The 25300-nt window shown below is 43.6% G+C and carries 27 protein-coding genes; 6 read left to right on the plus strand and 21 right to left on the minus strand.

Annotated features, from left to right (window positions below; translation table 11 throughout):
• Positions 1-11: 11 nt before the first annotated feature.
• The 10 genes from ACFP56_RS19080 to ACFP56_RS19125 form a co-directional block, all read right to left on the minus strand.
• Positions 12-1376: a response regulator gene (locus ACFP56_RS19080; protein WP_379237573.1), complete on the minus strand. Its 1365-nt coding sequence runs from the start codon at positions 1374-1376 to the stop codon at positions 12-14.
• Positions 1373-3109: a sensor histidine kinase gene (locus ACFP56_RS19085; protein WP_379237575.1), complete on the minus strand. Its 1737-nt coding sequence runs from the start codon at positions 3107-3109 to the stop codon at positions 1373-1375. Before ACFP56_RS19085 ends, ACFP56_RS19080 begins: the two co-directional genes overlap by 4 nt.
• Positions 3110-3289: 180 nt before the next feature.
• Positions 3290-3598 (minus strand): hypothetical protein, encoded by a 309-nt coding sequence (locus tag ACFP56_RS19090; RefSeq protein WP_379237577.1) that lies wholly within the window; start codon positions 3596-3598, stop codon positions 3290-3292.
• 127 nt (positions 3599-3725) lie between these two features.
• Entirely contained in the window at positions 3726-4259 is a 534-nt protein-coding gene (locus ACFP56_RS19095; RefSeq protein WP_379237579.1) for a DoxX family membrane protein, read from the minus strand.
• A 175-nt stretch (positions 4260-4434) separates the two neighbouring features.
• The gene (locus ACFP56_RS19100; RefSeq protein WP_379237581.1) at positions 4435-4632 is read right to left on the minus strand and encodes a hypothetical protein; all 198 of its coding nucleotides are present in this window, start codon (positions 4630-4632) and stop codon (positions 4435-4437) included.
• Between the two features lie 137 nt (positions 4633-4769).
• Complete coding sequence (locus ACFP56_RS19105) at positions 4770-5753, minus strand: VanZ family protein (protein ID WP_379237583.1); 984 nt, start codon at positions 5751-5753, stop codon at positions 4770-4772.
• 266 nt (positions 5754-6019) lie between these two features.
• The gene (locus ACFP56_RS19110; RefSeq protein ID WP_379237585.1) at positions 6020-6526 is read right to left on the minus strand and encodes a DoxX family membrane protein; all 507 of its coding nucleotides are present in this window, start codon (positions 6524-6526) and stop codon (positions 6020-6022) included.
• Between the two features lie 199 nt (positions 6527-6725).
• A complete protein-coding gene (locus ACFP56_RS19115; RefSeq protein ID WP_379237788.1) occupies positions 6726-7829 on the minus strand; it encodes a PAS domain-containing sensor histidine kinase in 1104 nt (367 codons plus the stop codon).
• Complete coding sequence (locus tag ACFP56_RS19120) at positions 7822-8484, minus strand: response regulator transcription factor (RefSeq protein ID WP_379237587.1); 663 nt, start codon at positions 8482-8484, stop codon at positions 7822-7824. Before ACFP56_RS19120 ends, ACFP56_RS19115 begins: the two co-directional genes overlap by 8 nt.
• A gap of 154 nt (positions 8485-8638) precedes the next feature.
• Complete coding sequence (locus ACFP56_RS19125) at positions 8639-9073, minus strand: hypothetical protein (RefSeq protein ID WP_379237589.1); 435 nt, start codon at positions 9071-9073, stop codon at positions 8639-8641.
• Positions 9074-9256: 183 nt separating this feature from the next.
• Between ACFP56_RS19125 and ACFP56_RS19130 the strand changes: the two genes are divergently transcribed.
• From ACFP56_RS19130 to pflA, 4 genes are all read left to right on the plus strand, one after another.
• Positions 9257-10015 (plus strand): Crp/Fnr family transcriptional regulator, encoded by a 759-nt coding sequence (locus tag ACFP56_RS19130; RefSeq protein ID WP_379237591.1) that lies wholly within the window; start codon positions 9257-9259, stop codon positions 10013-10015.
• A gap of 155 nt (positions 10016-10170) precedes the next feature.
• Complete coding sequence (gene adhE / locus ACFP56_RS19135; protein ID WP_379237593.1) at positions 10171-12750, plus strand: bifunctional acetaldehyde-CoA/alcohol dehydrogenase; 2580 nt, start codon at positions 10171-10173, stop codon at positions 12748-12750.
• Positions 12751-12780: 30 nt separating this feature from the next.
• Positions 12781-15036, plus strand: a complete 2256-nt coding sequence (pflB, locus tag ACFP56_RS19140) for a formate C-acetyltransferase (RefSeq protein ID WP_379237595.1) — start codon at positions 12781-12783, stop codon at positions 15034-15036.
• A 44-nt stretch (positions 15037-15080) separates the two neighbouring features.
• Positions 15081-15821: a pyruvate formate-lyase-activating protein gene (gene pflA, locus ACFP56_RS19145; protein WP_379237790.1), complete on the plus strand. Its 741-nt coding sequence runs from the start codon at positions 15081-15083 to the stop codon at positions 15819-15821.
• A gap of 149 nt (positions 15822-15970) precedes the next feature.
• Here the strand turns inward: pflA and ACFP56_RS19150 are convergent, their stop codons facing one another.
• The 6 genes from ACFP56_RS19150 to erpA form a co-directional block, all read right to left on the minus strand.
• Positions 15971-16099, minus strand: coding sequence for a hypothetical protein (locus tag ACFP56_RS19150; RefSeq protein WP_379237597.1), 129 nt, complete (start codon positions 16097-16099; stop codon positions 15971-15973).
• Between the two features lie 61 nt (positions 16100-16160).
• Positions 16161-16283, minus strand: coding sequence for a hypothetical protein (locus ACFP56_RS19155; protein WP_379237599.1), 123 nt, complete (start codon positions 16281-16283; stop codon positions 16161-16163).
• Between the two features lie 76 nt (positions 16284-16359).
• Positions 16360-16890 carry a hypothetical protein gene (locus tag ACFP56_RS19160; protein ID WP_379237601.1) on the minus strand — a complete coding sequence of 177 codons (531 nt, stop codon included), beginning with the start codon at positions 16888-16890 and terminating at the stop codon, positions 16360-16362.
• 11 nt (positions 16891-16901) lie between these two features.
• Positions 16902-19100 (minus strand): ATP-binding cassette domain-containing protein, encoded by a 2199-nt coding sequence (locus ACFP56_RS19165; protein WP_379237603.1) that lies wholly within the window; start codon positions 19098-19100, stop codon positions 16902-16904.
• A gap of 15 nt (positions 19101-19115) precedes the next feature.
• On the minus strand, positions 19116-19643 hold the full coding sequence (locus tag ACFP56_RS19170; protein WP_379237605.1) for a hypothetical protein: 528 nt from the start codon (positions 19641-19643) through the stop codon (positions 19116-19118).
• Positions 19644-19813: 170 nt separating this feature from the next.
• Positions 19814-20173 (minus strand): iron-sulfur cluster insertion protein ErpA, encoded by a 360-nt coding sequence (gene erpA, locus ACFP56_RS19175; RefSeq protein ID WP_379237607.1) that lies wholly within the window; start codon positions 20171-20173, stop codon positions 19814-19816.
• Between the two features lie 265 nt (positions 20174-20438).
• Between erpA and ACFP56_RS19180 the strand changes: the two genes are divergently transcribed.
• Entirely contained in the window at positions 20439-21503 is a 1065-nt protein-coding gene (locus ACFP56_RS19180) for an NAD(P)/FAD-dependent oxidoreductase (RefSeq protein ID WP_379237609.1), read from the plus strand.
• 109 nt (positions 21504-21612) lie between these two features.
• On the opposite strand, the gene ACFP56_RS19185 is transcribed toward ACFP56_RS19180, so the two are convergent.
• Positions 21613-21885 (minus strand): YuzB family protein, encoded by a 273-nt coding sequence (locus ACFP56_RS19185; RefSeq protein WP_379237611.1) that lies wholly within the window; start codon positions 21883-21885, stop codon positions 21613-21615.
• 90 nt (positions 21886-21975) lie between these two features.
• On the opposite strand from ACFP56_RS19185, the gene ACFP56_RS19190 reads away from it, so the two are divergent.
• Positions 21976-22221, plus strand: a complete 246-nt coding sequence (locus tag ACFP56_RS19190; RefSeq protein ID WP_379237613.1) for a NifU family protein — start codon at positions 21976-21978, stop codon at positions 22219-22221.
• A gap of 52 nt (positions 22222-22273) precedes the next feature.
• Here the strand turns inward: ACFP56_RS19190 and ACFP56_RS19195 are convergent, their stop codons facing one another.
• From ACFP56_RS19195 to ACFP56_RS19210, 4 genes are all read right to left on the minus strand, one after another.
• Complete coding sequence (locus ACFP56_RS19195) at positions 22274-23050, minus strand: SDR family oxidoreductase (RefSeq protein ID WP_379237615.1); 777 nt, start codon at positions 23048-23050, stop codon at positions 22274-22276.
• 28 nt (positions 23051-23078) lie between these two features.
• Positions 23079-23789 (minus strand): Cthe_2314 family HEPN domain-containing protein, encoded by a 711-nt coding sequence (locus ACFP56_RS19200; protein WP_379237617.1) that lies wholly within the window; start codon positions 23787-23789, stop codon positions 23079-23081.
• Positions 23790-23917: 128 nt separating this feature from the next.
• Positions 23918-24838: a COX15/CtaA family protein gene (locus tag ACFP56_RS19205; RefSeq protein WP_379237619.1), complete on the minus strand. Its 921-nt coding sequence runs from the start codon at positions 24836-24838 to the stop codon at positions 23918-23920.
• Between the two features lie 105 nt (positions 24839-24943).
• Positions 24944-25282 carry a thioredoxin family protein gene (locus tag ACFP56_RS19210; protein WP_379237621.1) on the minus strand — a complete coding sequence of 113 codons (339 nt, stop codon included), beginning with the start codon at positions 25280-25282 and terminating at the stop codon, positions 24944-24946.
• Between the last annotated feature and the right edge of the window lie 18 nt (positions 25283-25300).

Consider the following 25300-nt stretch of genomic DNA (forward strand, 5'->3'; position numbering starts at 1 on the left):
CTCCTCCTATATTATTTATCACGTTCGCGATCTAGTTTATGTCCAGCCCTGTAATCACTAGGCAGCATCCCTACATATTCTTTAAACAGTCGACTGAAATATTTCTCATCGTTATAGCCGACCTCTTCAGCGATCCACTGGATCGTTTTACTCGTATGCATCAAGTAGTTTTTAGCATGCTCCATTCGAATATCTCTCAAATAATCTGTATACGTCTTCCCAACGATTTGCTTAAAGCATTGACTGAAATAGCTTAAGCTCATATTTACATGCTTGGCCATTTCAGCAGCGGTTACTGCGTTTTTATAGGTTTGCAGCGCTAGAGTTTTGGCCTTCGTAATACTGCTTTGAATTTCTACTGAAAACTGTGGCTTTTCAATACAATCTCGAAGCAGCTGTCTCGTTCGCTTCAACCATTCGGAGAATTGTACAAATGTGATAAAATGGTCTTCCATCATTAATTCTTGCTCAAGCATTTTGTTATACATGCGATTCCACTCATCTGTAAGCGAGAAAAACAAACGCATCAAACGTATGGCAGGCAATTGAATCGTTTTGAGCTCCTTCATGCGTGTCTCGAAAAGCTCCTCATCATATATCCAATCTGATTCAAGCCAGCTCTGCTTAATTGCTGTGATTTCGACTTGGGCCTCATAGGAAACCCGATTCACCAGCTCTTCTAACGTCAATGTTTTCATCGGAACTGCAGGATTATAATCATAAAAAAGACCGTTTCGTTTGTAATTGCGTATTAGTTTATACAGCTCTTTGCGCTCCATCCCACTCGTACCCTCAATACAAAAATAAGCCAATGCCTCCACAAGAGGTTCAGGGCGATCATTCCAATACCAGATTCCCGATTCGAGCTCTATTCCCCCTTCTGCCGTTTCTGAAGCTTCCAAGGTGAACTCATGATTCGTTGATAAAAGGTATGCCACATAAACCTTTGAATCAATACGGTCCTCTTGCTCAGGCTGAGATAGCAGCCGCACCTTCTTCATATCAAGCAAAGACGATATTCGTACAAGAATATCGTCGAACTGCTCTTTATCAAGCTCTGTTTTTGCGATATAGTCAATTGCACCTAAGCGGAGCGCCTCCTGGATGTAATCAAAATCCTGATGCAGCGTCAGCACAACAATTTGAATATGTGGATATCGCTTCGTAACCTCTCTCATCAGCTCGATACCAGACATGACTGGCATGTGCAGATCGGTAAACATGAGGTCCACTTTATTGGATTCTAAAAACTCAAGCGCGTTCTCGCCATTATTGGCCTCGCCCACCACCTTCATTCCAAACTGACTCCATGGCATAAAGCTGGTTAAGCCTTTTCTAACGATTTTTTCATCATCGACGATTAGTACAGCTATCATAATGATTGATCCCCTCGACGAACTGGCAGACTCATTTTTACGATCGTCCCTTTGCCTACTTCGCTCTTGATTTGGAACGTCGCTTCTGCACCGTAATTTGCTTCCAATATTCGAATGACATATTTCATTCCGATCCCCATGCCTACCTTCTTGCTATCTACCGTTTCCTTGTGCAGCAGATTATATAGCTGCTCCTCTGTCATTCCTGATCCATTGTCTTGAATTGTGATATCCAGGTGTTTCTCTAGTGAGATGTTTACATGAATATAGCCATCATCACTGACACCATGATATAGCGCGTTCTCTACTACTGGCTGCAGAATGAATCTTGGTATTGTAAGCGCCATTGCTTCTTCATCTACGTCTATATCTACATCAAATTGAAAATTATAGCGTATTCTTTGCAATTGCATATATTCTTTAAGCGCCTCGATCTCTCCTCCAATGGTTGTAGCGTCCCCCATCTTGCCCAAATTGTACTGCAAAAGCTTGTTTAATGAGAGTACGAGCTTATCAATATCTTTTTGACCATTCATCATAGCAAGCCAATGAACCGTATCAAGCGTATTCATTAAGAAATGGGGATTGATCTGATAAAGCAGCTTCTCAACCTCTAAATCAGCTCTACGTTTTTCTTTATTTTCAATTTCACCGTAAAGCTCCCATATTTTTTTCTTCATTTCTCTAGTTTTGAACAGTAGGTAGTCAAACTCAGGAATATGAATCAAATCCGTATTCCCTTTTGCATTTGAATTGATTAGCGATTTTAACTCGACATTAAATTTCTCTAGCGGCTTATACACCATTCTCGATAGTATCGTACCTATAATAATTGCTGCAATACCAAAAACAAAAAATAGAATGATCAGCTGCATGATCCATTGGTTTTTTTCTTGATTCATTTCTTCCTGTGGAAAAATGGATACAATGCTCCAACCCTGATTACTCATTTCACGATGCCATATTACCTTTTCAAATTCACCTGAAAACTCTTTATCACTCACAAAGGGAAAGCTGCTATTAACAGGGAACATTTCTTCGTTCTGACTGTACGTAATTTTGCCTTCATTATTTAGTATGAGCATTTGCCGCGACTTTTTAATTTCATCTTGAGGTTCAAATAGCGCTGTCGTTGTATTAAATCCGGTTTCGATATAAACATAAACGTCCTCATGCGTGACATTGACCTTTCGTAGCGTGCTGAACACAAGATGATTATTCGAGCGGTTATAGCTTCGGTGGGGGCCATAGTAGGTGATCTCTGGGTAACTCTCCATCAAAGGAAGTGCATCAATGCTAAAATCGTCTCGAACAGAGAAATTTTCAAAATCAACTGCACTTCGATCTTTAAAATAATAAAACGTTAATCCTACATTAGGATTGGAAAACGTTAATACATTCAGCTCACTCTTAAGATCATTACGATAACGAGACCTTGTAAAAGGATCCTGTTCTACATATAACTGCTCCAGAAGCTTGTTATTGTTGACACCAAAAGCTAGCTGCTGAGAGATATGGTTTAGGTTGTTCAGGTTATTTTCAAGATTCAATATTTCCTGTCTAAGGTTACTTTGTATAGAGCCTTCAACCTTATTGACTAATATCGAATTGATTGTAAAGAAGGACGCTAGACAAATACAAATAAACGGAATAATCACACTTAGCATAACTATGAAGATCGTTCGAACCTTAAATGTTGTTTTTCTATACCAATTTAGCAGGAAAGAAAACATATAGCTGCACCTCGAATAAAAGTATATCTATATACTATACCATGCCTTATGCTCATAATAGTTAGAAGTTGTTCTTGAACAAGGTTGATAATTATGCGAAAAAGGTCAAAATCACTATTTCAAAACAAATAGAGCATCTGGTCCTATGACCAGACGCTCTATTTGTTTTGTTGCAAAAACCTACCATTTGCCTCCACGCAAATGCTCAATAATCGCACGCAGCTCGCCATCATGCTGAGGCAGCTCTTCTCCGCCTTTGATCTCGATCTTGGTAATGTCCAGCTTGTAGGTTTCCTTGCTGTTTGTCGGTGCAAAAATCAAGTCCTGCTCATTTTCCAGCTTCACATTGTAGCCAAGCTGTGCGAACGCTGCAATAAAATCCTTGATGCTCGGCTGACGATCATCTGGCAAAAATATTAATGCACGCAGCATTTTTGTATGAGGTCCATCGATGAATTTGAAGTGAAAGATACATTCGCGAAGTGCCATATCCCTATAGCCCCTTTCTGTTATTAGGTTCAGCTTACCTTGTTTTTCACTTGATTTCCAATTTTCAAGCAGCAGCGGTTCCCGTAATAATCCCTGGATGCCGCTGCTTGCTTGTTCTATGAGAGCCTTAAGCTGTTTTCAGCTCAGCAGCATCGTTTCTTTCTTTTTTCTCTTTTTTCAGTTTTGGCCATACATTTTTTTTAAGCCAAGGGTTAAGGAAGAAGTCTCCACCGAATTTGCCTGCGTTGCCTGCTGCAAGAAAGACGATAAATCCAAGCAGTACTAGCAACGGGTTCGTGCTTACTGTTCCAGCGAACATAAACATGAAGTTCATCATCATTCCGAAAAATGCAGCTGGCAGTGTTAAGATCCCTGTAATTAATCCGATACCGATTAGCAGCTCGCCCCAAGGAACGAGTACATTGATGACATCGACCATCGGCAATGCAAAGTGTTCAATAAATGTGTTGTATAGCGGATACAGAACCTCATCGCCTTTTGCTACAGGATTCGTTATGGCATTGGTCAGATAGCCTGTAGCGTCAAATGTGCCTGTTGTTACTTTACCCCAACCGCTCGTTAGCCATTGGTAGCCTAAAAAGATTCTTACAAATGTGACGATCATGGCTGCGTATTTATTCTCTCTCCAAAACTTTAACATATCAATCACTCCCTGTTCTTTATGTCTTAAGTATATAACGGATGCCTCAGAAAGAGTGTGATTAAATTCACATATTTTGTGAACTTTTTCACTTTATTTTTTTGTTAGACAGAAATAGCGCTGATTTCGCCCTTTAATTCGGGCTAATCAGCGCTATTTTCTTCTTAGGTTTGTTCTAGTTGTGTTTATTATCTCGTTTATGCGTTGAACGGGTTAGGCGCATGCTCTGAAGGATTAGCACTGTAATGCCAGCTGCTGCTCCCATCCATTGCTCGATATATACCTCTTCTCCTCGTGCTAGTCGGATTAGCGCACCTCCGCCCATAATGATGGTCAGAGCCAGACCTAATGACCACAATGATCGATTAAGCATCTTATCACCTCTTGGTGGCAGGATCATGTTTTAGATTCCGATCCCCAAGCCCCTTTTTATCACTACAAAAATTGTTTTGATCAAATGATTCCTTCTTGCCTAGCTTCTCAACTATCGTTCGAATCGGATCATACTAGCTAAAACAGTGAGCTGATTCGGTTTATCGCCCTGTGCACCCTACTTGCTTCTGTAAGTGCAAGGTCCCACATCACGACATATGAATTTGTGCTGTCGTTAACTATTTTAATGGTGAGCTCGTTTACACCCTGTAACGGGATTTGAAATGAGTCTGGGGTGGTCAATTCTCCTCCCCGATAACCTAGTCCATAAATTTCTGATCCGTCTGCAATAAAAATGATATCAATTCTGTCATCATTTGCAGGAGCGGCTGCATCAACGAGTATAGCGACATTACCTGTTATATTGGTATAATTCCCATTCAATATATACGTAAATTCATTTGTTGGTCTGTTATTTTTACTGTAAAGATTTAAAAAAAGCTCGACCAATGTTTCACCTATTTTAATTTCAGAAAGATGTTCATCCCATAATACAGATCCATCCGATAGAGCTAGTTCATCTAGCGCTATAACTTCTCCACCTTTGTTAGTTAGATAATGATTCATACTACTAACAACCGTAATCGTACCTACTGAAAAAACAATTGCGGTTAGGATGATTGTTATCATTCCCTTTACTTGATCACGGTGATGCTTTACCATTCGCTGTGACCAATATCCAATCGAGGCCCCTAACGTATTAATCATTATATCGTCTATATCAAACGAGCCTAAGCGGGTAACCATTTGTACGGTCTCCAAAATTGTAATACTGACAATAAATAAGCTAATAAATCGAATAAAACTGCAACGAAACAGCAGTGGAACAATAATCCCAAATGGTACAAATGCTATAAAGTTCCCTAAATTAAATAACCAAAGCTTAAAATCTCTCCCCATTGGGAAATTCAAAGGTATACCGTTAGGGATTAGACTATAACGCATCCCTTGATCTACATTCGATGATGCTCGATTGAATCCGATGAATAGAAAATAAACAACTAATAGAGCATATAGAACGAACAATACCATAGTAATTTTGCGTAATTTTCCTTGATACATAACTACATCCTTCCTAGGAGATGACATTCAAGAAGAGCGCAACGACAAATTAAACATTAGCTTATACGATTATTCTAACGTTAAAATTACATGTTTAGCTGTTACCCACTCGTTAATAAATAAAAACTATTATATACAAAAACTGTTAATTGTAACAGCTACATTAGTAACAAAAGGAAGCTGGCTTAAACATAAAATGGCCATCGTCACGAGAGGACGATGGCCGTTTACCAACTTTCGCTGCTACATATTTTGCAACAGATCGCTTACGCTTTTTTGAACTTGGCAATTAGTTTCTTGCCCACATTCTCTTTCAGCCAAGGATTAACGAAGAAATCTCCACCGAATTTGCCAGCATTGCCTGCAGCAAGCATGACGATGAATCCAAGCAGTACCATATACGGATTCGTGCTGATCGTGCCAGCAAACATGAACATGAAGTTCATTAGCATCCCGAAAAATACAGCTGGCAGGGTCAAGATTCCTGTTATTAATCCAATACCGACTAGCACCTCACCCCAAGGGACCATTACGTTAATAACATCCACCATCGGCAAGGCCACGTGCTCGATAAACGCATTGTATATCGGGTAAAGCACCTCATCGCCTTTTGCGACTGGATTCGTGATCGCATTCGTTAAATACCCTGTAGCATCGAACGTTCCTGTTGTCACCTTACCCCATCCACTTGTTAGCCATTGATAACCAAGTACAATTCTCACGATTGCAACCACTACTGCTGCAAATTTATTTTCTCTCCAAAACTTTAACATATCGATCACTCCCTGTTGTTCTTTATGGCTTAAGTATATCTTCTAGACGAGTGAAAGAATGTGATTTTTATCACATATAACGTGATTTTTTTCACTTGATAATTAAAATGACAACCACGCCTACTCCGTAACGAGACGTTCTTGTCATTCGGGTTGCGTTTACCTTAAGATAAGACGCTTTCGTGCGCGTTAATACTTGCTAGTCCTTCGGGATGCTGAGCACGACCTTCGTTCCTTTACCTGGTTCCGAGCTGATCGTCAATCTTCCGCCTACACTCTGTGCCCGCTCCTCCATACTGAACAGCCCTACTCCACTGCGACCAAGCTTTCCACGGTCAAAACCTACACCATGATCGATAATCAGGATGACAAGCTGATCATCCTTCTCCTCCACCATTACAACTGCCTCATCCACATTTGCATACTTCGCAATATTAGTCAGCGCCTCTTGAATCGTTCGATAGATGACGGTTTCCTTCATTGAACTAAGCCGTTGTTTGAAGCTTCCTTCAAGCGTCACTGTTATGCCAAAATGATCCTTGTAATTTTCGATATAAGTACGAATCGCAGGCTCCACGCCAAGATCATCCAATACAGAAGGTCTAAGCTTCCAAGCCATACCGCGCACGTCCTGCATCATATCTGAAACCTGTGTACGAAGATGCTGGAGAGAGGACAGCTCCTGATGCTCGCTAATTAGATGATCAATCTGAATCATAAAGGAAAACAGGCTTTGACCAATTCCATCGTGCAGCTCACGAGAGATCCGTTTCCGTTCCTCCTCCTGGACCTCCATGAACTTAACCATCATTTCCTTGAGCTCTTTCTCAGCTTGCTTCAAACTCGTAACTTCATTGCGAATCGCCAAATATTGATAGGGGCGATCCTGCTCGTCCAAAAAAGGGACAATCGTCGTATTTACCCAGTAGTACGAGCCATCCTTTGCCCTATTTTTAATTTCGCCTGTCCATACCTTACCCGACGAAATCGTACGCCACAGCTCCTGAAAAAACGATTTTGAATGATAGCCTGAATTAATAATACGATGGTCTTTTCCTATTAGCTCGTCTTTGCTGTATTTGGATATCTCTACAAATTTTTCATTCACATGCTGAATTTTTCCCTTTGCATCCGTTATGGCAACAATTGAGCTGACATTCAAAGCATATTGCACATCAATCAACTGAATTAAACGCTGCTTCGTTTGCTCGAACAGCTCTTTATTCTCCATGCCAAATTCCAAATTAGCGAGCAATAGATCCATTTGTTCAAATTGATTCCTCTGAATACGATTATTATTCATCTTCAAAGTGCAACAGCCCCTTTTGCAATGCGAATTTGATTAATTCCGGACGTGTTTTCAACCCTAGCTTTTCCATCAAGTTGCTTTTATGTGCTTCCACTGTTTTTACGCTAATAAACAAATGCTGGGCGATTTCCTTGTTGGCATAACCCTTGGCAAGCCAACCCAAAACTTCCCTCTCGCGCTCAGACAGCTGATTGAAAATCTCATCATCTGCCGGTGTATGGCTATGCTGATTCATAAATTGACTCATTAGCTTTTTCGTTGCTGAAGGATACAAATAAGCCTCGCCTGCTGCAACAGCCTGAATCGCACCGACCAGTTCCTCATGCGGCGCATTTTTCAATATATAACCAGATGCTCCGGCCTTAATAGCTTGGAACAAATATTGCTCGTCATCATGCATCGTTAAAATTAATATCTGAACGTCCGGCATCAGCTTCTTCAATTCGGCTGAAGCCGTCAACCCATCTTTGCCGTGCGGCATACTCAAATCCATTAATACGACATGAGGCTTCACCTGGACAGCTAATGCGATTGCTTCATCTCCTTCCGATGCCTCGCCTACTACTTCAATCTGATATTTGCCGTTCAACAGCATGGATAGACCTGAACGAACTACAGCATGATCGTCACAAATAAGAAGCCTAATCATCGGAACAATCCCTTCTTTCACTTTCCTATTATTATAGCGGTTCAAATTGCGAAAAACAGCAATAATAAGAAAAGAGTTGAAGAATGCTTCGAAAACTAGGCTTTCACGTATGTTGTATAAGCTATGCTATATCGCAGCTTATCGTTACTGTATTCTATATATGAAGAGACTGCGCTTCCAGCTCTCGCAGGAGCTTCGTCACCACATCAATTTGCCCTGGATGATAAGCGCCTTCCACTCGCTTGCCGATCAACATAGCTGCATAGTATTGACCATGCTGCCTATAGAGTGGCCAAGCAGCGGCATGCACCAGCTTTTCAGTTAGCATAATCGCCTCTCCGCTTTCAAAGACTTGATCAGCAGTCGCATGAAATTGCAAAAAACTGCCGATGCGCATTACTTCGCCCGTTAATCCTGCATGCACGTGTTGTCTGATCTTTTCTGTTCGTTTGCTTATGCTGCCAAGCACAAGCTGCCACCTAAGTTTTCTAGTTCGTGGATCCACAACTCCAATCGCCGTAAGATCACTCGCTGTCACATCCAAAATTTGCTTCAGCTTTTCTTCAATGTGAGAATTGGCTGGAGTCATATGCGTGCTCCTTTCTGACATTAACACAGTACAGCTCAATTATCCTTATTATAATAGGTTCATTTCACGCTGTATGTTAGGGAATGCCCTTAAAAGAATGTAGGGTTTTTCCCGATATCTAATCATATGCCAAATGCGTATAGTAGAAAGTAAGGAAACCGTACTGGAAAGGATGACGCTTCAATGAGTATTTATTATGATTCCAACACTGCAAAGGTTAGGCGGCCAGATAGCAATAAAAGACCAGGCTCATTAAGTACCGTATTTACGGATGAACAGCTCGATCTGCTTGCATCGGTTATGCATGTCAAAAAATACTCTGCGCATTCTCATTTATTCTGGGAAGGGGACGAAGCAATCGCAGTCTATTGGATATTAAAAGGCCGTGTCAAATTGAAAAAGTCTTCGTCTGACGGCAAGGATCTGCTTCTTTCCATCCTGCAGCCTGATGATATGATTGCCGACATCGATACTTGGGATACCACTCATCGCTATACAGCTGAGACAATAGACGAGGTAGAGGTCGGTGTCATTCCACGGCTGCAGCTAGAAATGCTAATGTGCAAACATGGTGATTTTTCTTATCGCTACGCGATGTGGATGGGATTGATTCAGCGCAAAACTGAATCAAAGCTTCGTGATCTGCTTATGGGCGGTAAGAATGGTGCTCTTGCTTCTACGCTAATCCGTCTATGCAACAGCTTTGGCATACGAGAGCAGGAACATATTCGCATTAATATTAAATTAACGAATAATGAGCTGGCTGAGCTGGTCGGCACCACTCGCGAAGGTGTGAACCGCCTGCTAGCCAGCATGAAAAAAGACGGGGTCATCTCAAACAGTGAGGACGGCTATATATTAGTAATTAATTTGCAGGCATTAAAAGATATGGCGGGCTGCCCGATGTGTCCAACCTGTCCTAACGAAATATGCAGACTATAGATCAAGAAGTGCTTATCGATTCCAATAATCGAGGGCGCTTCTTTTTTTTGTATTCATCACAATAGACTTTGTGATTTTTAGCACATCCTTTTTCTCCATGCTGCTCTACAATAGACATATATCGAAGATAGGCCATGAAGTAAGGAGTGAAAACAATGGCGATATCCAAGCTTCAGCAACCGAATAAGGAAATGGAATCATGCTTAACTCATGCACAGCTAGCTGCCAGGCAATATGCGCAAATGGATCAGGCAAGCATCGATGCAATCGTGCAAAATATGACGCTTGCAGGCATTCAGCGACATATGGAGCTGGCTAAGCTGGAATTAGAGGAAACGAGACGCGGAATATTCGAAGACAAAATTATATTGAATATGCATGCGACGGAAAGTGTGTTTCACGCCATCAAGTATGTAAAAACCGCAGGAGAAATTGAAAACAACCATTACGAGGGCTACAAGCTCATTGCAGAGCCGATAGGTCCCGTAGTCTCGATTGTAACCGATACTTCACCTGTTGCTACGATTTTGTTTCAATCATTAATCGCTGTAAAAACACGCAATCCTATTCTTTTTATTTTTCATAAGGAATCCACTCGATGCAGCATAGAAGCTGTACAGACGATGCATGATGCTGCGATATTGGCTGGAGCACCAGAATACTGCCTGCAATGGCTCGATCACCTCACCTATTCTGAGATGACCTCGCTCATTTCCAATCCAGCTGTTGCAGCCGTGCTTACGAGCGGAGATGAAGCAGCTGCCAAGGCTGCCAAGCAGTTTGCTAAGGCTACCTTAAGTGTAGCTTACGGCAACACACCATGCTATATCGATCAATCAGCTGATCTTAAGCAGGCAATCACTGACATCATATTATCTAAAAATTTTGACAACGGCATGATGTTTACGTCTGAGCAGGGGCTGATCATTCATCAAGAGCTGTATGATCAAGCATTACGAATGCTTTCCGTTCTTGGCTGTTATGTGCTCGATGCAGCACAATGCGCACAGCTTAGCAAGCAGCTGTTTACCGAAACGGGCGCACTGCGTCACAGCTATATCGGAAAATCCGCCTATGAGCTGGCGTCAGCAGCAGAACTTTCAATCCCTGCTGACACGAAACTACTCATTGCTCCGCTTAGCAGCATCGGCGTGCATGAGCCGTTATCATTCATTAAGCCTTGCCCAATCCTGTCGCTTTATAGGGCAGAGCATGTTGAACGCGCGCTGGAGCTTGCTGACCAGCTGCTAGAGCTTGGTCAAGCAAAGCATTCTGTCGTCATACACTGTCAGGATGCAGAAGTAAGCTCCCGCTTCAGTGATAGGCTCATCGTCAATCGTATCATCGTAAATGCTCCTGCCATTGAAGGCTCGTTAAGCTTCAAGGATAAAGAACAATTGCCATTTCAAGACATGGGTTATCAATCCTCTGGACATCAGCAGCATACCAATATGGAGCTGCTTCGCTTGAAAAAAATTTCAAATCGAAGCGTAGATATGCAATGGTTCAAAATCCCGCCAAAGCTGTATTTTGCAGCAGGTGCTACACAGTATTTAAGCAAAATGCCTGATATCAGCAGAGTAATGATTGTAACGGATCACAATATGGAGCAGCTTGGCTACGTCGACAAGGTTCAATACTACCTGCGCAAACGAGCAGAGCCTGTTCAGGTAGAGGTTTTCTCAGAGGTTGCACAGGAGCCTACAATCGACCTGGTCATGAGTGGTACGAATCGAATGCATGCCTTCCAGCCGGACTGCATCGTTGCTCTTGGCGGCGGTTCTGCCATCGATGCTGCTAAAGCGATGTGGTTGTTCTATGAAAGCCCGGACACGGACTTTCATACCATTAAGATGAAATTCATGAATATTCGAAACCGAGTATACAAATATCCGCATTTAGGCAAACGCGCCAAGCTTGTTGCGATTCCAACAACGTCAGGCACAGGCTCAGAGGTCACTTCATTCGCAACGATTACAGATACAACCAAAGGTCAATCGAAATACCCGTTAGCCGACTATGAGCTGACACCTGATGTAGCGATCATCGACTCTGAATATACAGCTAGCCTGACGCCTGCTGTCATCGCCGATACTGGAATGGATGTGCTGACGCATGCGATTGAATCGTACGTGTCCATAATGGCCAATGATTTCAGTGATGGCTTGGCGATCAAAGCGATTCAACTCGTTCTGGAAAACCTCGAAAAGTCGTTTGCAACAGGTGATCCAACAGCACGGGAAAAAATGCATCACGCATCAACGATTGCCGGAATGGCGTTTTCCAACGCATTTCTTGGCGTCTGTCACAGCTTGTCTCACAAATTCAGTGCAGAATTCGGCATGCCACACGGTCGAGCTAATGCGATTTTACTGCCGCATGTTATACGCTACAACGCCTCTCGACCTACGAAGTTTCAAAATTTCCCGAACTATAAGCATTTCCAAGCCGATGTGCGCTATGCCGAAATTGCCAGACTTGCTGGATTACCAGCAAACTCGACAAGCGAGGGTGTAACCAGCCTGATCTCCTCGATCCGTCAAATCAATCGCACGCTTGGCCTTGCCGAGAGCTTCCAGGAGGCTGGCATCCCATCAGCATCGTTTGAATCTAAAGTTAATTACTTGGCGGAGCGCGCGTTCGAGGATCAATATACGAATTACAATCCGAGATTGCCACTCGTCTCGGAGCTGGCAGAACTGTACCGTCAAGCCTATTATGGCAACTTTCTATAATTGATCAACACATTTGAGGAGGAATCAACAATGAAAACCGCAGAGTCCGTTAAAGCAGCTGCTTACCGTAAATTCAATGAGGGTGTCTGGCAGACAGAAATTAATGTTCGGGACTTTATTGTACAAAATATGAGTTCATACTCAGGTGATGAAAGCTTTTTGGCTCCAGCCACACAAGCAACCGCTGCATTATGGGAGCATATAAGCCGACTTTCCCGTGAGGAACGTGAGCGTGGTGGCGTATGGGATGTTGATACTACTAAGCCTTCCACCATTATTTCACATGCCCCTGGCTATATCGACAAGGAGCTTGAAACGATTGTTGGCCTGCAAACCGATCAGCCATTCAAACGCTCCGTCCAGCCATTTGGCGGAATTAAGATGGTTATCGACGCCTGCAAAGCCTACGGATACGAGCTGCCGCAGGAACTGATCGATACATTCACTGAAATTCGCAAAACGCATAACCAAGGCGTCTTCGATGCCTACACGCCTGAAATGAGACTCGCACGGAAAACCGGCATCATTACGGGACTGCCTGATGCCTACGGCCGAGGACGCATTATTGGCGATTATCGCCGCGTTGCCTTGTATGGGGTTGATCGCTTGATTGAGAAGAAGCAAGCTGATAAAGCGCTAACCGATCTTGCTGCGATGAGCGATGACGTTATTCGTGAACGTGAGGAGCACGCTGAGCAAATACGCGCCCTGCAGGAGCTGAAAGCAATGGCTGCCTCCTACGGCTACGATATTGGCAGACCTGCGGAAACCGCACAGGAAGCGATTCAATGGCTGTACTTTGCTTACCTGGCAGCAGTCAAGGAGCAAAATGGAGCAGCGATGAGTCTTGGACGCGTATCTACTTTCCTTGATATCTATATCGAACGTGACCTTGCTGAAGGGACCTTAACCGAGGAGCAGGCACAGGAGCTTATGGATCACTTTGTGATGAAGCTTCGCATCGTTAAGTTTCTACGCACACCTGATTACAATGAGCTGTTTTCTGGCGATCCGACTTGGGTTACAGAATCAATTGCCGGTGTAACGAGTGATGGTACACCGATGGTTACAAAATCGTCGTTCCGCATCCTTCATACGCTATACACGCTAGGTCCATCTCCTGAGCCGAACTTAACTGTGCTCTGGTCCAACCAGCTGCCAGAGGCGTTCAAGAAATATTGTGCCAAGGTATCAATTGAGACTAGCTCCATTCAATATGAGAATGATGATCTGATGCGTCCTGTATACGGCGATGACTATGGAATTGCGTGTTGTGTATCTGCTATGAGAATTGGCAAGCAGATGCAATTTTTCGGAGCTCGCGCCAATTTGGCAAAAGCGCTGCTGTATGCAATCAATGGCGGCAAGGATGAAAAAATGGGCTTGCAGGTTTATCCTCATCAGCTGCCAGCACTAACGGGCGATGTACTAGATTACGAGCAAGTGATGCACAACTACGAGCAAGTGCTGGATTGGCTCTCAGGACTGTACATTAATACCCTTAACGTGATTCATTACATGCATGACAAATACTGCTATGAGCGATTGGAATTCGCCTTGCATGATCGAGACATTTTACGCACGATGGCATGCGGAATCGCTGGCTTGTCCGTTGTTGCAGATAGTTTGAGTGCGATTAAATATGCGAAGGTATACCCGATTCGAAATGAACAAGGAATCGCGATTGACTTCCGAATCGAAGGCAACTTTCCGCAGTACGGCAATAACGACAATTGTGTCGATGAGCTTGCAGTTGAGCTCGTTGAGCGATTCATGAGCAAGCTGAAGCAGCATCCTACGTATCGCGATTCGATAGCAACACAATCCGTGCTTACGATTACCTCCAATGTCGTATATGGCAAAAAAACAGGAACAACTCCTGATGGACGCAAGGCCGGCGAACCATTCGCTCCGGGAGCTAACCCGATGCATGGACGGGATCGTAAAGGCGCGCTGGCTTCTCTGGCAAGTGTTGCGAAGCTGCCCTATGAGCAAGCACTTGATGGTATTAGCAACACCTTTTCCATTGTAGGCAGAGCACTTGGCAAGGACTCTGAGGCTCAGCGCAGCAATCTGACATCACTACTCGATACGTATATGGGACAAAAAGCGCATCACCTGAACGTCAACGTATTCGACCGTGAAACGCTTGAGGATGCAATGGATCATCCGGAGCTGTATCCTCAGTTAACCGTACGCGTATCGGGTTACGCAGTTAACTTCATCAAGCTGACGAAGGAGCAGCAGCTTGAAGTGATCAGTCGTACATTCCATGGTGACATGTAATGCCTTCTCTTGAGCTTCAAGCTCAAATCAAGCGTGATATGCACATGAAAGGACGTATTCACTCCTTCGAAACGTTCGGCACCGTTGATGGTCCTGGTATCCGATTTGTGTTGTTTATGCAAGGCTGCGCCTTGCGCTGCAAGTTCTGTCATAACCCTGACACTTGGGATACTGCGACTGGAAAAGTGATGACGGTGGATGAGGTTATCGCGGAGATTGAGCCCTATATACCTTATTACAAGGCTTCTGGTGGCGGCGTTACCTTTTCAGGTGGCGAGCCCTCCCTCCAGGCCCCCTTTTTAGCAGCGTTGGCTCGTGAGCTCAAGCGGAGACATAAGCTCCACATTGCGATGGATTCGTCAGGCTTCTGTGAGCCTTCGCATTTGCAATCAACGTCACTGCTAGATGCCATAGATCTTATCTTGCTTGACTTGAAAATGATTGACGAGCAGAAGCATATCGCGCTCACAACGCAATCCAATGAACGTATTCTACGTCTGGCGCGTTATGCAACCGATTATGGCATGAAGCTGTGGATCAGACATGTCGTTATTCCAGAGCTAACGAACGCGTGCGCGGATATGGAAAAGCTGGCAGCCGTGATCAACACACTGCCAACGGTAGAGAGGGTTGAACTGCTGCCCTATCATGAAATGGGGAAATTCAAGTGGACGCAGCTTGGACTTCCCTACGAGCTTGATCACATTAAGCCTCCAAGCAAGGAGCAGTTGTCAGCTGTTCAGCAGCAGCTGCAAGCAAGACTGGCTGTACCCGTCCTGATTTAAACGCAATACACACGCATCACTCCCTCGTTCATTGCGGACTTGCCGAGCATGATGGATGCTCGGCCTTTTTTCAGAACTGCTGCTCTCATACTGTTAACAAAAAAGCACACTTGGCTGAATAATAAGCCAAGTGTGCTTTGTACTCGTCATTATTTTACAGGTACAATACGCAATGCTTCTTGTTGTTTTAACAATTCCACTGGAATCATGGACAATTTCTCGATCTTAACACTACCCTTGCCACTATTGTTTTTAATACTTGGGCTAGCTGGATACATTACAGCACCTCCCTATTCATTTAAAAAGTATAAACGGGTCTATCAATCTGCCTAGCAACTATTACTTAACAGGTACAATGCGCAATGCTTCTTGTTGCTTCAACAGTTCCACTGGAATCATGGACAATTTGCCAAAGCCGCTTCCTTTTTTAACCTCTTTAACGTCTGGTTTAGCTGGGTACATATCAGCACCTCCTCTTTTACCGCCATCTCTTAATTAGAAGTATATAGCAAACTTGCTAAAAAATCTGTAACCAATCTTACATTTTTTTAGATTTTAAACGATTAAGAAAGTTCATTAATGCGATCAAATCTGTCTCATATAGATTTTCGTTGCCGTGCAAGCCTTCAACCTGCTTTGCAAATCGGGCAAATTTGGAGTAAAGCTTGTTCAAATAGTCATGATCAGCTCTTGCTGTAAACACAACAGTATGTATAGCCGGATTGCTGCTATGAACATGATTGATCATATCGCGAAATCCGTGCATGAACACTCTCGAGCTCCGTTCATGCTCGACTATAAGACTGGAGCTAATAAACATGATCTTGCCCTCAGGATCATACGTCACATCATCACTTGAGGAAATGGTCCAGTAATTTGCCGCAGCGATAAGCTGATCTTTCTCATCGTAGCTTAGAACGATAGAAGAGCGCTCGATATAGGACAGTAAATGAATAAGTGCGGCATCCAATATCATATCCTTGGAAAATTGCTCTCTATGTTTTATAAAAAATGAAGAAAAGGCAGCTTTCATCTCATCCGTATCCGCGATTTTGGAATAACAGTACATGTATATCCTCCTTAGCCCAATCTTTCCAGAAGCACCTTGCGCACATAATCATTAATCTCGGGATGCTTGGACAGCATATGCTGCAGCAGCTTGCGCTGCAGCGAGATGACAACGCAAGAGGTGATCGTTTTAATCGTTGCAGTACGAGGAACATTTTGCAGCAATGCGATCTCACCGAAATGATCGCCGTCCTCCAGCACGGCAATCGGTTGCTGCCTTACTTGCCCATGCTCATCCGTCATATCCTTTAATACCTCTACCTTGCCGCGAATTAAAATGTAGAACTTTTCCCCACGATCGCCTTCTTGAATAATAGTCGAACCTTGCTCAAACTTTTCCGTATTGAACAACATGCTTATATCTTCCAAGACTTCGTCAGACACCTGCTTAAAGAATGTGAGCTTGGATAGACGTGCCGCGTCAATCTGAACATCGTCGCCTTCTTCAGACAACGTAAAGCCCGTCTGCTTCTCCCACAAATAATGATACTGTCCCTGTTTGTCGAGCAGTTCACCATGTTTGCCCTGCTCCACAATTTTACCTTGATGAAAAACGCAAATAAGATCTGCATCATCTACGGTCGCTAAACGATGTGTAACCGACACGATGGTGCGCTCTTTTGCGAGCTTTTTAATCGTTGCATTCAATGCGGACTCAGTTGCGGGATCAAGCGCTGAAGTTGCTTCGTCCAATACGAGTAATTGCGGCTTCCTCACGAGTGCTCTAGCAATGGCTAGCCGTTGCCGCTGTCCACCGGAAAAATTGCTTCCTTCATCCTCGACTATTGTGTTGTAGCCTTGCGGCAGTGACATAATATAATCGTGAATTTCTGCCTGCTTCGCAGCTAGCTTGATCTCCTCATCCGTTGCATCCAGCTTGCTCATGGCCAGGTTTTCTCGAATGGTCCCCTGAAACATGAAGTTATCCTGAAATACGACAGCCAGCCTCTCTCGATAGGATGCTATATTGCTCTGATTGAGCGAGGAGCCGTTAATGAGCAAGCTCCCTTCCTGCGGCTGATACAGCCCTAGCAGAAGCTGTATCATCGAGCTTTTACCTGAGCCGCTGCTGCCTACGAAGGCAACATTGGCGCCATATGGAATTGTGAGCTGAATATTGTCCAGCACCGGCTTGTCAGGCTCATAGCCAAAGCTTACACGATCATATTGGATGTTAAATGGCTCGGCAACTTTGCCTGACTGCTGCCCGCTCAAGGCATCTGCTGTCGCTTCCTTCTTATGATCATGCTCGTATTCACTAGCTGCCTGAAAAGCAGCCTGCAAACGCTCCATGCTAACCTTCGCATCAGTCAACGACGGAATAATAAAGGTCAGGGAGTAGACAGAATTGCCCATCGACATATACATCGTGTAAAAAGCGATCAGTTCACCTATTGTAATCCGTTCGATTAACGCGAGATAAGAACCGAAAGTCATAATTGCCAAATTAACGAACAGCAGGCTGATCATTGGGATTCTTCCAAGCGCTGCATTTACCAGATTCAGCTTGTAGCTGCTAACGAAAAGCTGCTTCGTTCGATCCTGGAAGCGCTGCAGCATAACCTGTTGCAAATTAAAGCTTTTTATAATTTTTTGTGCCTTTACGTTTTCCGTTACCTCGCTGTTCAGCTGTGCTTTATGTGCCTTATAGCTCTCGTAGCTTTGATTGGCGCGCTTGCTCATCAGCATCGGTCCAACAAAAATGAGTGAAGCTCCTGCGATAATGACCAGCGCCATACTCCATTCCAAGTAAAGCAAAACGCTCATGCTTATAATGACAACAACTACTGACTGAATGCCTGTTGAGAGCAATGCGCTCATCGTAGAACTAATAGCCGGGATGTCACTGGAAAACAAAGCGACACTATCGCCTGTACGTTTACCCTGATAGTAGCTTATATGAAGCTGTTGGAGCTTGGAAAACAGACGATGACGCAAGTCCTGCTCAACAAGCGCGTTCAAACGAGAAAGCAAACGATCTGCAAAAATGCCTGCAATCGTGCACACGATTCCTAAAAGCAGTATGGTCCCTATGATAAGCATGAACAGCTCCATATTTTTAGGTGTGACAGCATAATCAATTAGAAAGTTAAAGCTTAACGGCGCAATCGATACAAATATTAAATCTAGCCCAAATAATAATAGAAACAAAACAAATAATAGCTTATAAGGTCTTAGGTATGACAATATGGCTTTAACCACACTCCACATGCTGTTTTCTCCCCTTTAAAAATAGTTGACCTGTGGAAAAGCTGATACGTACTTCTCCAGCTTCTCATACGGAAGCACATAGGAGTGAAGCGGACCATAGACCGATTGATGCAGCTGCGGTTGCACCTTTATCCGTTTCGTTATCAGAGCGAGCAGCCTTTCATCAGCTTTTGTCCAAAATTGGATTTCTGCAACGGGCTCCTCCAAATATCGCAAGCATTGCGTCATAAGCTGCAATAGCTGAAGAAATAGTCTCGATGCACGATATTGTGGCTCAATATAGACCACCTGTAGCTGCACGACCTCACGATTCTCGTAATTGTACTCGGCGGTTCCGCGAATCAGACTTAAGCAGCCTACAATGTCATGATCATCATCCAGTGCCAAAAAGATTTCTTCATTCATTAATACCGGACTGGCAAGATAACCAAGTGAGACTGAAAACGGGTAAGGCATTTCAAGCTGCATATATCGATCAAGCACATATTCCATGTAGCGCTGCTCATACATAAAAGCAGATACTCTCATAATTTCTACCTGCATAGGACCTCCCGAAAGCAAATAAGTGTATGATTTTATCATACATGAGCCATAACATTTAGAATAGCTATTTTATGTAAATAACTTTTGTCATACAACAAAAAAAGCACACCACTATTATAAGTGATGTGCTTAATATGGAATGTTTCATACTTGGCCTGTTGTTGTATGCCTTAGCAAGGATCAGCAGCAGGGTTGCCCGCTTCAGTAGCAGTTCGGAAGCTGGAGCCGCAGCCACATGTAGCCGTTGCATTTGGATTTTCGATCGTGAAGCCGCCAGACATTGCGGATTCCTTGTAATCAATAATAAGACCACGAAGGTATTTAGCGCTGTCTTCATCAACTGCTACCTTTAATCCATGAACCTCAAGAATCGTGTCATTCTCGTACTGCTCATCATCGAAGCCCATTCCATATGAGAATCCACTGCAGCCGCCTTCTTTTACACCTACACGCAAAAACAGGTCCGGATTATTTTCTTCCGTAAGCATTTCGTTGATTTTCTCTACAGCCAGTTCAGTAATCGTAATCATTGTTTTCCCTCCAGTCTATTACAATCTCATTTGTCATGAGACTCAACTTACTTTTATATAGTTATAGTATACTCCACTGTCATAAGAAGCTCAATAGTGCAATATTCAGTTCCTGTCAGGCTGTTCTTGATTTTTGGCGTTCTAAGGAAATATGGAGCAATTTGGCAGCCTATCGCACGCCATTAATTATTTTACTTAGGCTTAGTCACTTATGGTACTATAGTAATGGAGTTTACAGCATGTGTTAACAAATGGAGATGACATTATGAAAAAAAAGCTGGTCGTTCTAGGCGGAGGCTATGGCGGATTAGCCATTATTCACGAGCTCTTGCATAAAGGGTTGCCTCATCATATTGAAATTACGCTTGTGGATCGCCAACCCTTTCAAGGCTTGAAAACTGAGTACTATGCATTAGCTGCTGGTACCTCAGCCGACACAGAACTAAGAGTAGCTTTTCCCCAAGCAGCAGAAGTTACACTTGCTTTAGGGGAGATTACTGCGCTTGATCGCACAAAAAAACTTGTGCATGTATCAGGGCATGATCCGATTCAATATGATTACCTGGTTATTGGTCTCGGCTGCACCGATCACTATCATGGCGTTGAAGGAGCTTCGCAATACAGCTACGGCATCCAGACGTTTCAAGCGGCGCGCAAGGCATATACCGCACTTAACAACATTTCTCCTTACGGAAAGGTTGCGATCGTGGGCGGTGGCTTAAGCGGCGTTGAAATGGCTTCTGAGCTTCGTGAAAGCAGACCCGATCTCAATATTTCCTTAATAAATCGCGGCCCCAAATTACTTGGAGGTTTTCCAGAAGGCATCCAAACGTATGTAGCAGAATGGCTGGAGGAGCACGATGTAAATTTGCTGCTTAATACCCAGCTTCAACGCATGGAGCAAAACATCCTGTATGTGGAAGGCTCTAATGCAATACTGGAAACCGATATTACGCTTTGGACAGCAGGAATTCAGCCTGTAGAACTTGTCCAGCAGCTTCATGCTGAAAAAGATAAAAGCGGCAGACTTAAGCTGAACAAGCATTATCAGCTGCTTGATGACCCTTCGATCTTTGTAGTCGGGGATTGCGCGGCATTGCCATTTGCGCCTAGCGCTCAGGTAGCCGGCATTCAAGGCGAGCAAATCGCGCATATTTTACTTGCAATCTGGAAAGATAAAACCATTCCTATCGAGCCAATTAAGCTTAGAGGTACATTAGGCGCACTGGGCAAGCATAATGGTTTTGGCGTTATGGGCTCAAGATCTATAAAGGGACGTGTGCCTCGCTTAATTAAAAGCGGCATACTATGGCGTTCCAAGCATTTTTGATGCTTATGGCATGCAGATTGTCTGTTCTGCAGCAACCAACATAGACAAAGAAAAAGCATACCATGTAGTATGCTTTTCTTTATCTATGGCCTGTAGCGGTCTGCATGCTTTACAGGTCATCGAGCAGACGATCAAGCGCTGCTTGGTTTTCTTGTTCCTCGATTAGGAATTTTTGGATTTTCTCGTCCAGCTCAGCAACAGAATCAGCTGCTACGATTGTACCGTTGACTAAGGCGAACGGTTTAAGGTAACATTCACCGCAATTACCAAGGCATCCATACTCGGTTGCTTCATAATCGTCATCAAGTTCGTATTTATCTAACAGCTCTTCTGTACCATGATGCATGTTGCTGGTACAAAATTCTATGGTTGGTTTTAGCATAATTGCACCTTAACTTTCAAGAAACTCACTGAGAGTTGTATTCATTTAGTTATCTTTGTACTATAATAGGATAGAAAGGAGATGAATGCAATGAGTGAACAAGTACAAGATACACAGTATGATGAAGTATTGGACGTCCTTGACAAGCTGCGTCCGTTTCTACAACGCGACGGCGGTGACGTGGAGCTAGTTGACGTTGAGGATGGCATTGTTAAGCTTCGTCTAATGGGTGCATGCGGAAGCTGCCCATCTTCTACCATTACGCTTAAAGCAGGTATTGAGCGTGCTCTTCTTGAGGAAGTTGACGGCATCGTAGAGGTTGTACAAGTATTCTAAGATAAACCATATCTGATGTGGTCAAAAGGCGATCTCGCATGGTGAGATCGCCTTATTTTTGCTTAATATTGGCACGGATCGGATCGAAGCCTCCCGTTACATCAATGATATTTCCCGTCAAGAAGCTTGATTTCTCTTCGCATAGAAAAGCAATAACACGGGCTACATCCTCGCCCGTACCTGGTCTTCCAGGCTGCTCCTCGTCTGCCTCATGCAATACATCCTCGATAGACTTCTCCTTATAGGAACCTTTAATATCTCCGGGGCCAATCATGTTAACGGTAATGCCATAAGGCGCTTCCTCGACTGCTAGAGACTTGGTAAAAGATACAAGCGCCGTTTTCGCAGCTGCATAGACGGCACGCTGTGGCCATGCTCTCGCTTCATTGGCATGCCCAAAACCAAAATGTACAATTCTTCCCCAGCCACGTTCCCGCATATATGGAAGCACATGATGATCGAGCAGCATAGCAGAAATAAGATTCCCTTGTATAAGCGAAGTGATCATCTCAGGCTCATACTGCTGAAACAGCTTTCGCTCCCGAATAAACGGCCCTGCATTATTAATCAGTATGTCAACGCCGCCATCCCAAGCTTGCACCTCTGCAGCCAGTTCGCTTATCCCTTCCGAAGACGACAAGTCTCCGTGAGCTAGCCTAACCTCTATGCCGTATTGCAACAGCTGCCTTTTCAATGCTTCCGCTTCCTGCTTGCTTGTATGATAATGCAGCATCAAATGACAGCCCTGCTCTGCTAATTCAATCGCTGTACGTTTTCCTAAACCTTTGGCGCTGCCTGTAATAAGCGCCTTCTTCCCCGTAAGCTTCACATCCATTCCCCTTCTCTATGAATGCTAATTAATTACGTTGCATGAGCCGCTCTGCATAACGAAATGTAAGAGTTATCGATTGCGTGGCCATATGTAATCCTGCAGTCAAGTCATTCATTTGTTGTTCTAAATTCTCCAGTCTGATTTCTTGACCATACATTCGAGTTTGCTGAACTAAATCATCATGCATCTCCGAATTCATATAGTGGATCTCAGTATTGCGGCGTTTGCGCAGACGATGAGTTGAGTCCTTGCAGCTTTCCTTCAACTCATTCAGCGGCGTTGTTAACTCGGTATGAACGGCTCTCTCCCGCATCGTTCTTAAAACCGTAAAGTAAGAAAAATGTGGTTTAATCTGCTCTGTATGCAGTTCTAGCAGCTCATTTAGAAAGGTTCCCAGCTTATCCAACAAGGAAAAAACTCGAATAAACCCATTTTTATCAAAATAAACGTATCTTGCATAATTCAGTCGTTGCAGGTCATCCATATCAGCGACTGCTGTCACACTACCAATTGTCTCCTTGAACCTTTTTGCCGCGTAGTGGCTGGTGTACAGCTCATAAAGCGACGCACGCAAGCCAAGGCTCCATATTTCGAATTTAGACCACCGTATATTCGCTTCCTCACTGTCATTTCTCCTCGAAGAAGCAGCGGCTGCATAACGCTGCAATAACTGGTCTACTTCTAGAAAACTGGAATCAGGTTTGTGTGAGTCGTCAGAAAACAAAAATTGCAGCAAAAGCTCACCTCATTTCAATAACGATGTTGTAGCTACCATCATACCATATTCTTTCCCTGCTTCGCATCTACCTGCCTTACACATTAAAAAAGCTGCGGCTCCTCTGGAAAGGAACAGCAGCTAAGTACTTATCGCTCGCGATAAATCCATGATCGAATGACGAGGTCAACAAGATAACCGAACAGCGCTACTATAATTAAATTGTGCAGCAAGCTGGTGAATAAGAACCAATTGTCGTTGCCAATTGTATTTACAAGCCAAGCCCCGCTAAATACTTGAGCAATGACAAGAATCATGATCCATAACGCTGTTGCCGTTAATGAGCTGTTGCCCGTTAGACGTTTAATATATAAATAAAGTGCGATTAATACAATACCTAATATAGCTGCAGCCACGCGGTGGATAAAAGCAATTCCTGTTGCTCCAGACATTTCTGGTATTACCTCACCATTGCACAGCGGCCAACCTAAGCAGCCTCCCGCGCTTTCAGTATGTCGAATAAAGGCTCCCAGGTATACGACGACATAGCAGTAGATCGAAGCAGCCAAAGCCCAAGGCATAATGGCTCTAGGATAGGCCTTTGTTTCCACAACTCCCCGCTTATCTCGATAACACCATATAACAAGGAGAAATGTAGCTGCAAAAGCAACGAGTGATATTCCAAAATGAATCGCCATAATAGGTGGTGATTGCGGCCACATTACGGCTGCGGCTCCCATTAATGCTTGAACAATTGTAAACAAGAGCGCGTACCATGCGTATTGCATTGGCTCGCGATAAGCATTGCCTTCGCGCTTAAATTTGCGAAAAATCGAAAAAAACACGATTGCGACGAGTATTCCCTCTATACCACTAACTAAACGATGGGAGTATTCGATCATCGATTCCACCGTATAGGCAGGAACGAATTTACCGTTACATAGCGGCCAATCATCTCCACATCCGCGACCTGAATCTGTATTCGTAACAAGTGCCCCAGCTAACAGAACGAGCAGCATGCCTATACAAGACAAATTCGCCAATATTCGAAAGCGTTTCGTAACCTTCATGTACTCACCTAATTCTTATTAATCTGTCTCATTCATTATATCGATGAGATTAGGTAAAAGCCATGTTCAAAATGTGAATATTGTAACAATATTATTACAGCTCATTTATAAATGCTCCGAAACGTCTACAGCACGGTTCACAAACTGTTCAATTTCTTCGCGCGATTTTCGAAGCTTGTTGACAAAACGAATCAGTTCCTTGCCGTTTTTGTACGCTATAAAGCTCGGTATACCTAGAATGTTCAGCTCAAGACAAAGATCTGGCAGCTCATCACGATCAATTTCGTAAAAGGTTACCTTGTCTTTATACTGTTCTTCTACCTCAGGCATAAACGGATTGATGTAGTGACAATCACCACACCATGTTGTTTTAAATACAACAATCGCCAGCTTTTCCTGATTGATTAGATCACGAAACTGTTGCTCTTCTGTAATTTTATTCATTTGCTGTTCCTCCTCTAT

This window comes from Paenibacillus septentrionalis (genome assembly GCF_042659865.1).
Classification (GTDB): Bacteria; Bacillota; Bacilli; order Paenibacillales; family Paenibacillaceae; genus Pristimantibacillus; species Pristimantibacillus septentrionalis.

Bases quoted from the DNA above. Each gene is read 5' to 3' on its own strand.
- adhE (WP_379237593.1), top strand. From the start codon at position 10,171: ATGGCGATATCCAAGCTTCAGCAACCGAATAAGGAAATGGAATCATGC.
- ACFP56_RS19150 (WP_379237597.1), bottom strand. From the start codon at position 16,099: ATGTATCCAGCTAGCCCAAGTATTAAAAACAATAGTGGCAAGGGTAGT.
- ACFP56_RS19105 (WP_379237583.1), bottom strand. From the start codon at position 5,753: ATGTATCAAGGAAAATTACGCAAAATTACTATGGTATTGTTCGTTCTA.
- ACFP56_RS19095 (WP_379237579.1), bottom strand. From the start codon at position 4,259: ATGTTAAAGTTTTGGAGAGAGAATAAATACGCAGCCATGATCGTCACA.
- ACFP56_RS19110 (WP_379237585.1), bottom strand. From the start codon at position 6,526: ATGTTAAAGTTTTGGAGAGAAAATAAATTTGCAGCAGTAGTGGTTGCA.
- ACFP56_RS19190 (WP_379237613.1), top strand. From the start codon at position 21,976: ATGAGTGAACAAGTACAAGATACACAGTATGATGAAGTATTGGACGTC.
- ACFP56_RS19165 (WP_379237603.1), bottom strand. From the start codon at position 19,100: ATGTGGAGTGTGGTTAAAGCCATATTGTCATACCTAAGACCTTATAAG.
- ACFP56_RS19210 (WP_379237621.1), bottom strand. From the start codon at position 25,282: ATGAATAAAATTACAGAAGAGCAACAGTTTCGTGATCTAATCAATCAG.
- erpA (WP_379237607.1), bottom strand. From the start codon at position 20,173: ATGATTACGATTACTGAACTGGCTGTAGAGAAAATCAACGAAATGCTT.
- ACFP56_RS19080 (WP_379237573.1), bottom strand. From the start codon at position 1,376: ATGATAGCTGTACTAATCGTCGATGATGAAAAAATCGTTAGAAAAGGC.
- ACFP56_RS19115 (WP_379237788.1), bottom strand. From the start codon at position 7,829: ATGAATAATAATCGTATTCAGAGGAATCAATTTGAACAAATGGATCTA.
- ACFP56_RS19090 (WP_379237577.1), bottom strand. From the start codon at position 3,598: ATGGCACTTCGCGAATGTATCTTTCACTTCAAATTCATCGATGGACCT.
- ACFP56_RS19130 (WP_379237591.1), top strand. From the start codon at position 9,257: ATGAGTATTTATTATGATTCCAACACTGCAAAGGTTAGGCGGCCAGAT.
- ACFP56_RS19205 (WP_379237619.1), bottom strand. From the start codon at position 24,838: ATGAAGGTTACGAAACGCTTTCGAATATTGGCGAATTTGTCTTGTATA.
- ACFP56_RS19155 (WP_379237599.1), bottom strand. From the start codon at position 16,283: ATGTACCCAGCTAAACCAGACGTTAAAGAGGTTAAAAAAGGAAGCGGC.
- ACFP56_RS19100 (WP_379237581.1), bottom strand. From the start codon at position 4,632: ATGCTTAATCGATCATTGTGGTCATTAGGTCTGGCTCTGACCATCATT.
- ACFP56_RS19125 (WP_379237589.1), bottom strand. From the start codon at position 9,073: ATGACTCCAGCCAATTCTCACATTGAAGAAAAGCTGAAGCAAATTTTG.
- ACFP56_RS19085 (WP_379237575.1), bottom strand. From the start codon at position 3,109: ATGTTTTCTTTCCTGCTAAATTGGTATAGAAAAACAACATTTAAGGTT.
- pflB (WP_379237595.1), top strand. From the start codon at position 12,781: ATGAAAACCGCAGAGTCCGTTAAAGCAGCTGCTTACCGTAAATTCAAT.
- ACFP56_RS19185 (WP_379237611.1), bottom strand. From the start codon at position 21,885: ATGCTAAAACCAACCATAGAATTTTGTACCAGCAACATGCATCATGGT.
- ACFP56_RS19160 (WP_379237601.1), bottom strand. From the start codon at position 16,890: ATGTACTGTTATTCCAAAATCGCGGATACGGATGAGATGAAAGCTGCC.
- ACFP56_RS19120 (WP_379237587.1), bottom strand. From the start codon at position 8,484: ATGATTAGGCTTCTTATTTGTGACGATCATGCTGTAGTTCGTTCAGGT.
- ACFP56_RS19170 (WP_379237605.1), bottom strand. From the start codon at position 19,643: ATGCAGGTAGAAATTATGAGAGTATCTGCTTTTATGTATGAGCAGCGC.
- pflA (WP_379237790.1), top strand. From the start codon at position 15,081: ATGAAAGGACGTATTCACTCCTTCGAAACGTTCGGCACCGTTGATGGT.
- ACFP56_RS19180 (WP_379237609.1), top strand. From the start codon at position 20,439: ATGAAAAAAAAGCTGGTCGTTCTAGGCGGAGGCTATGGCGGATTAGCC.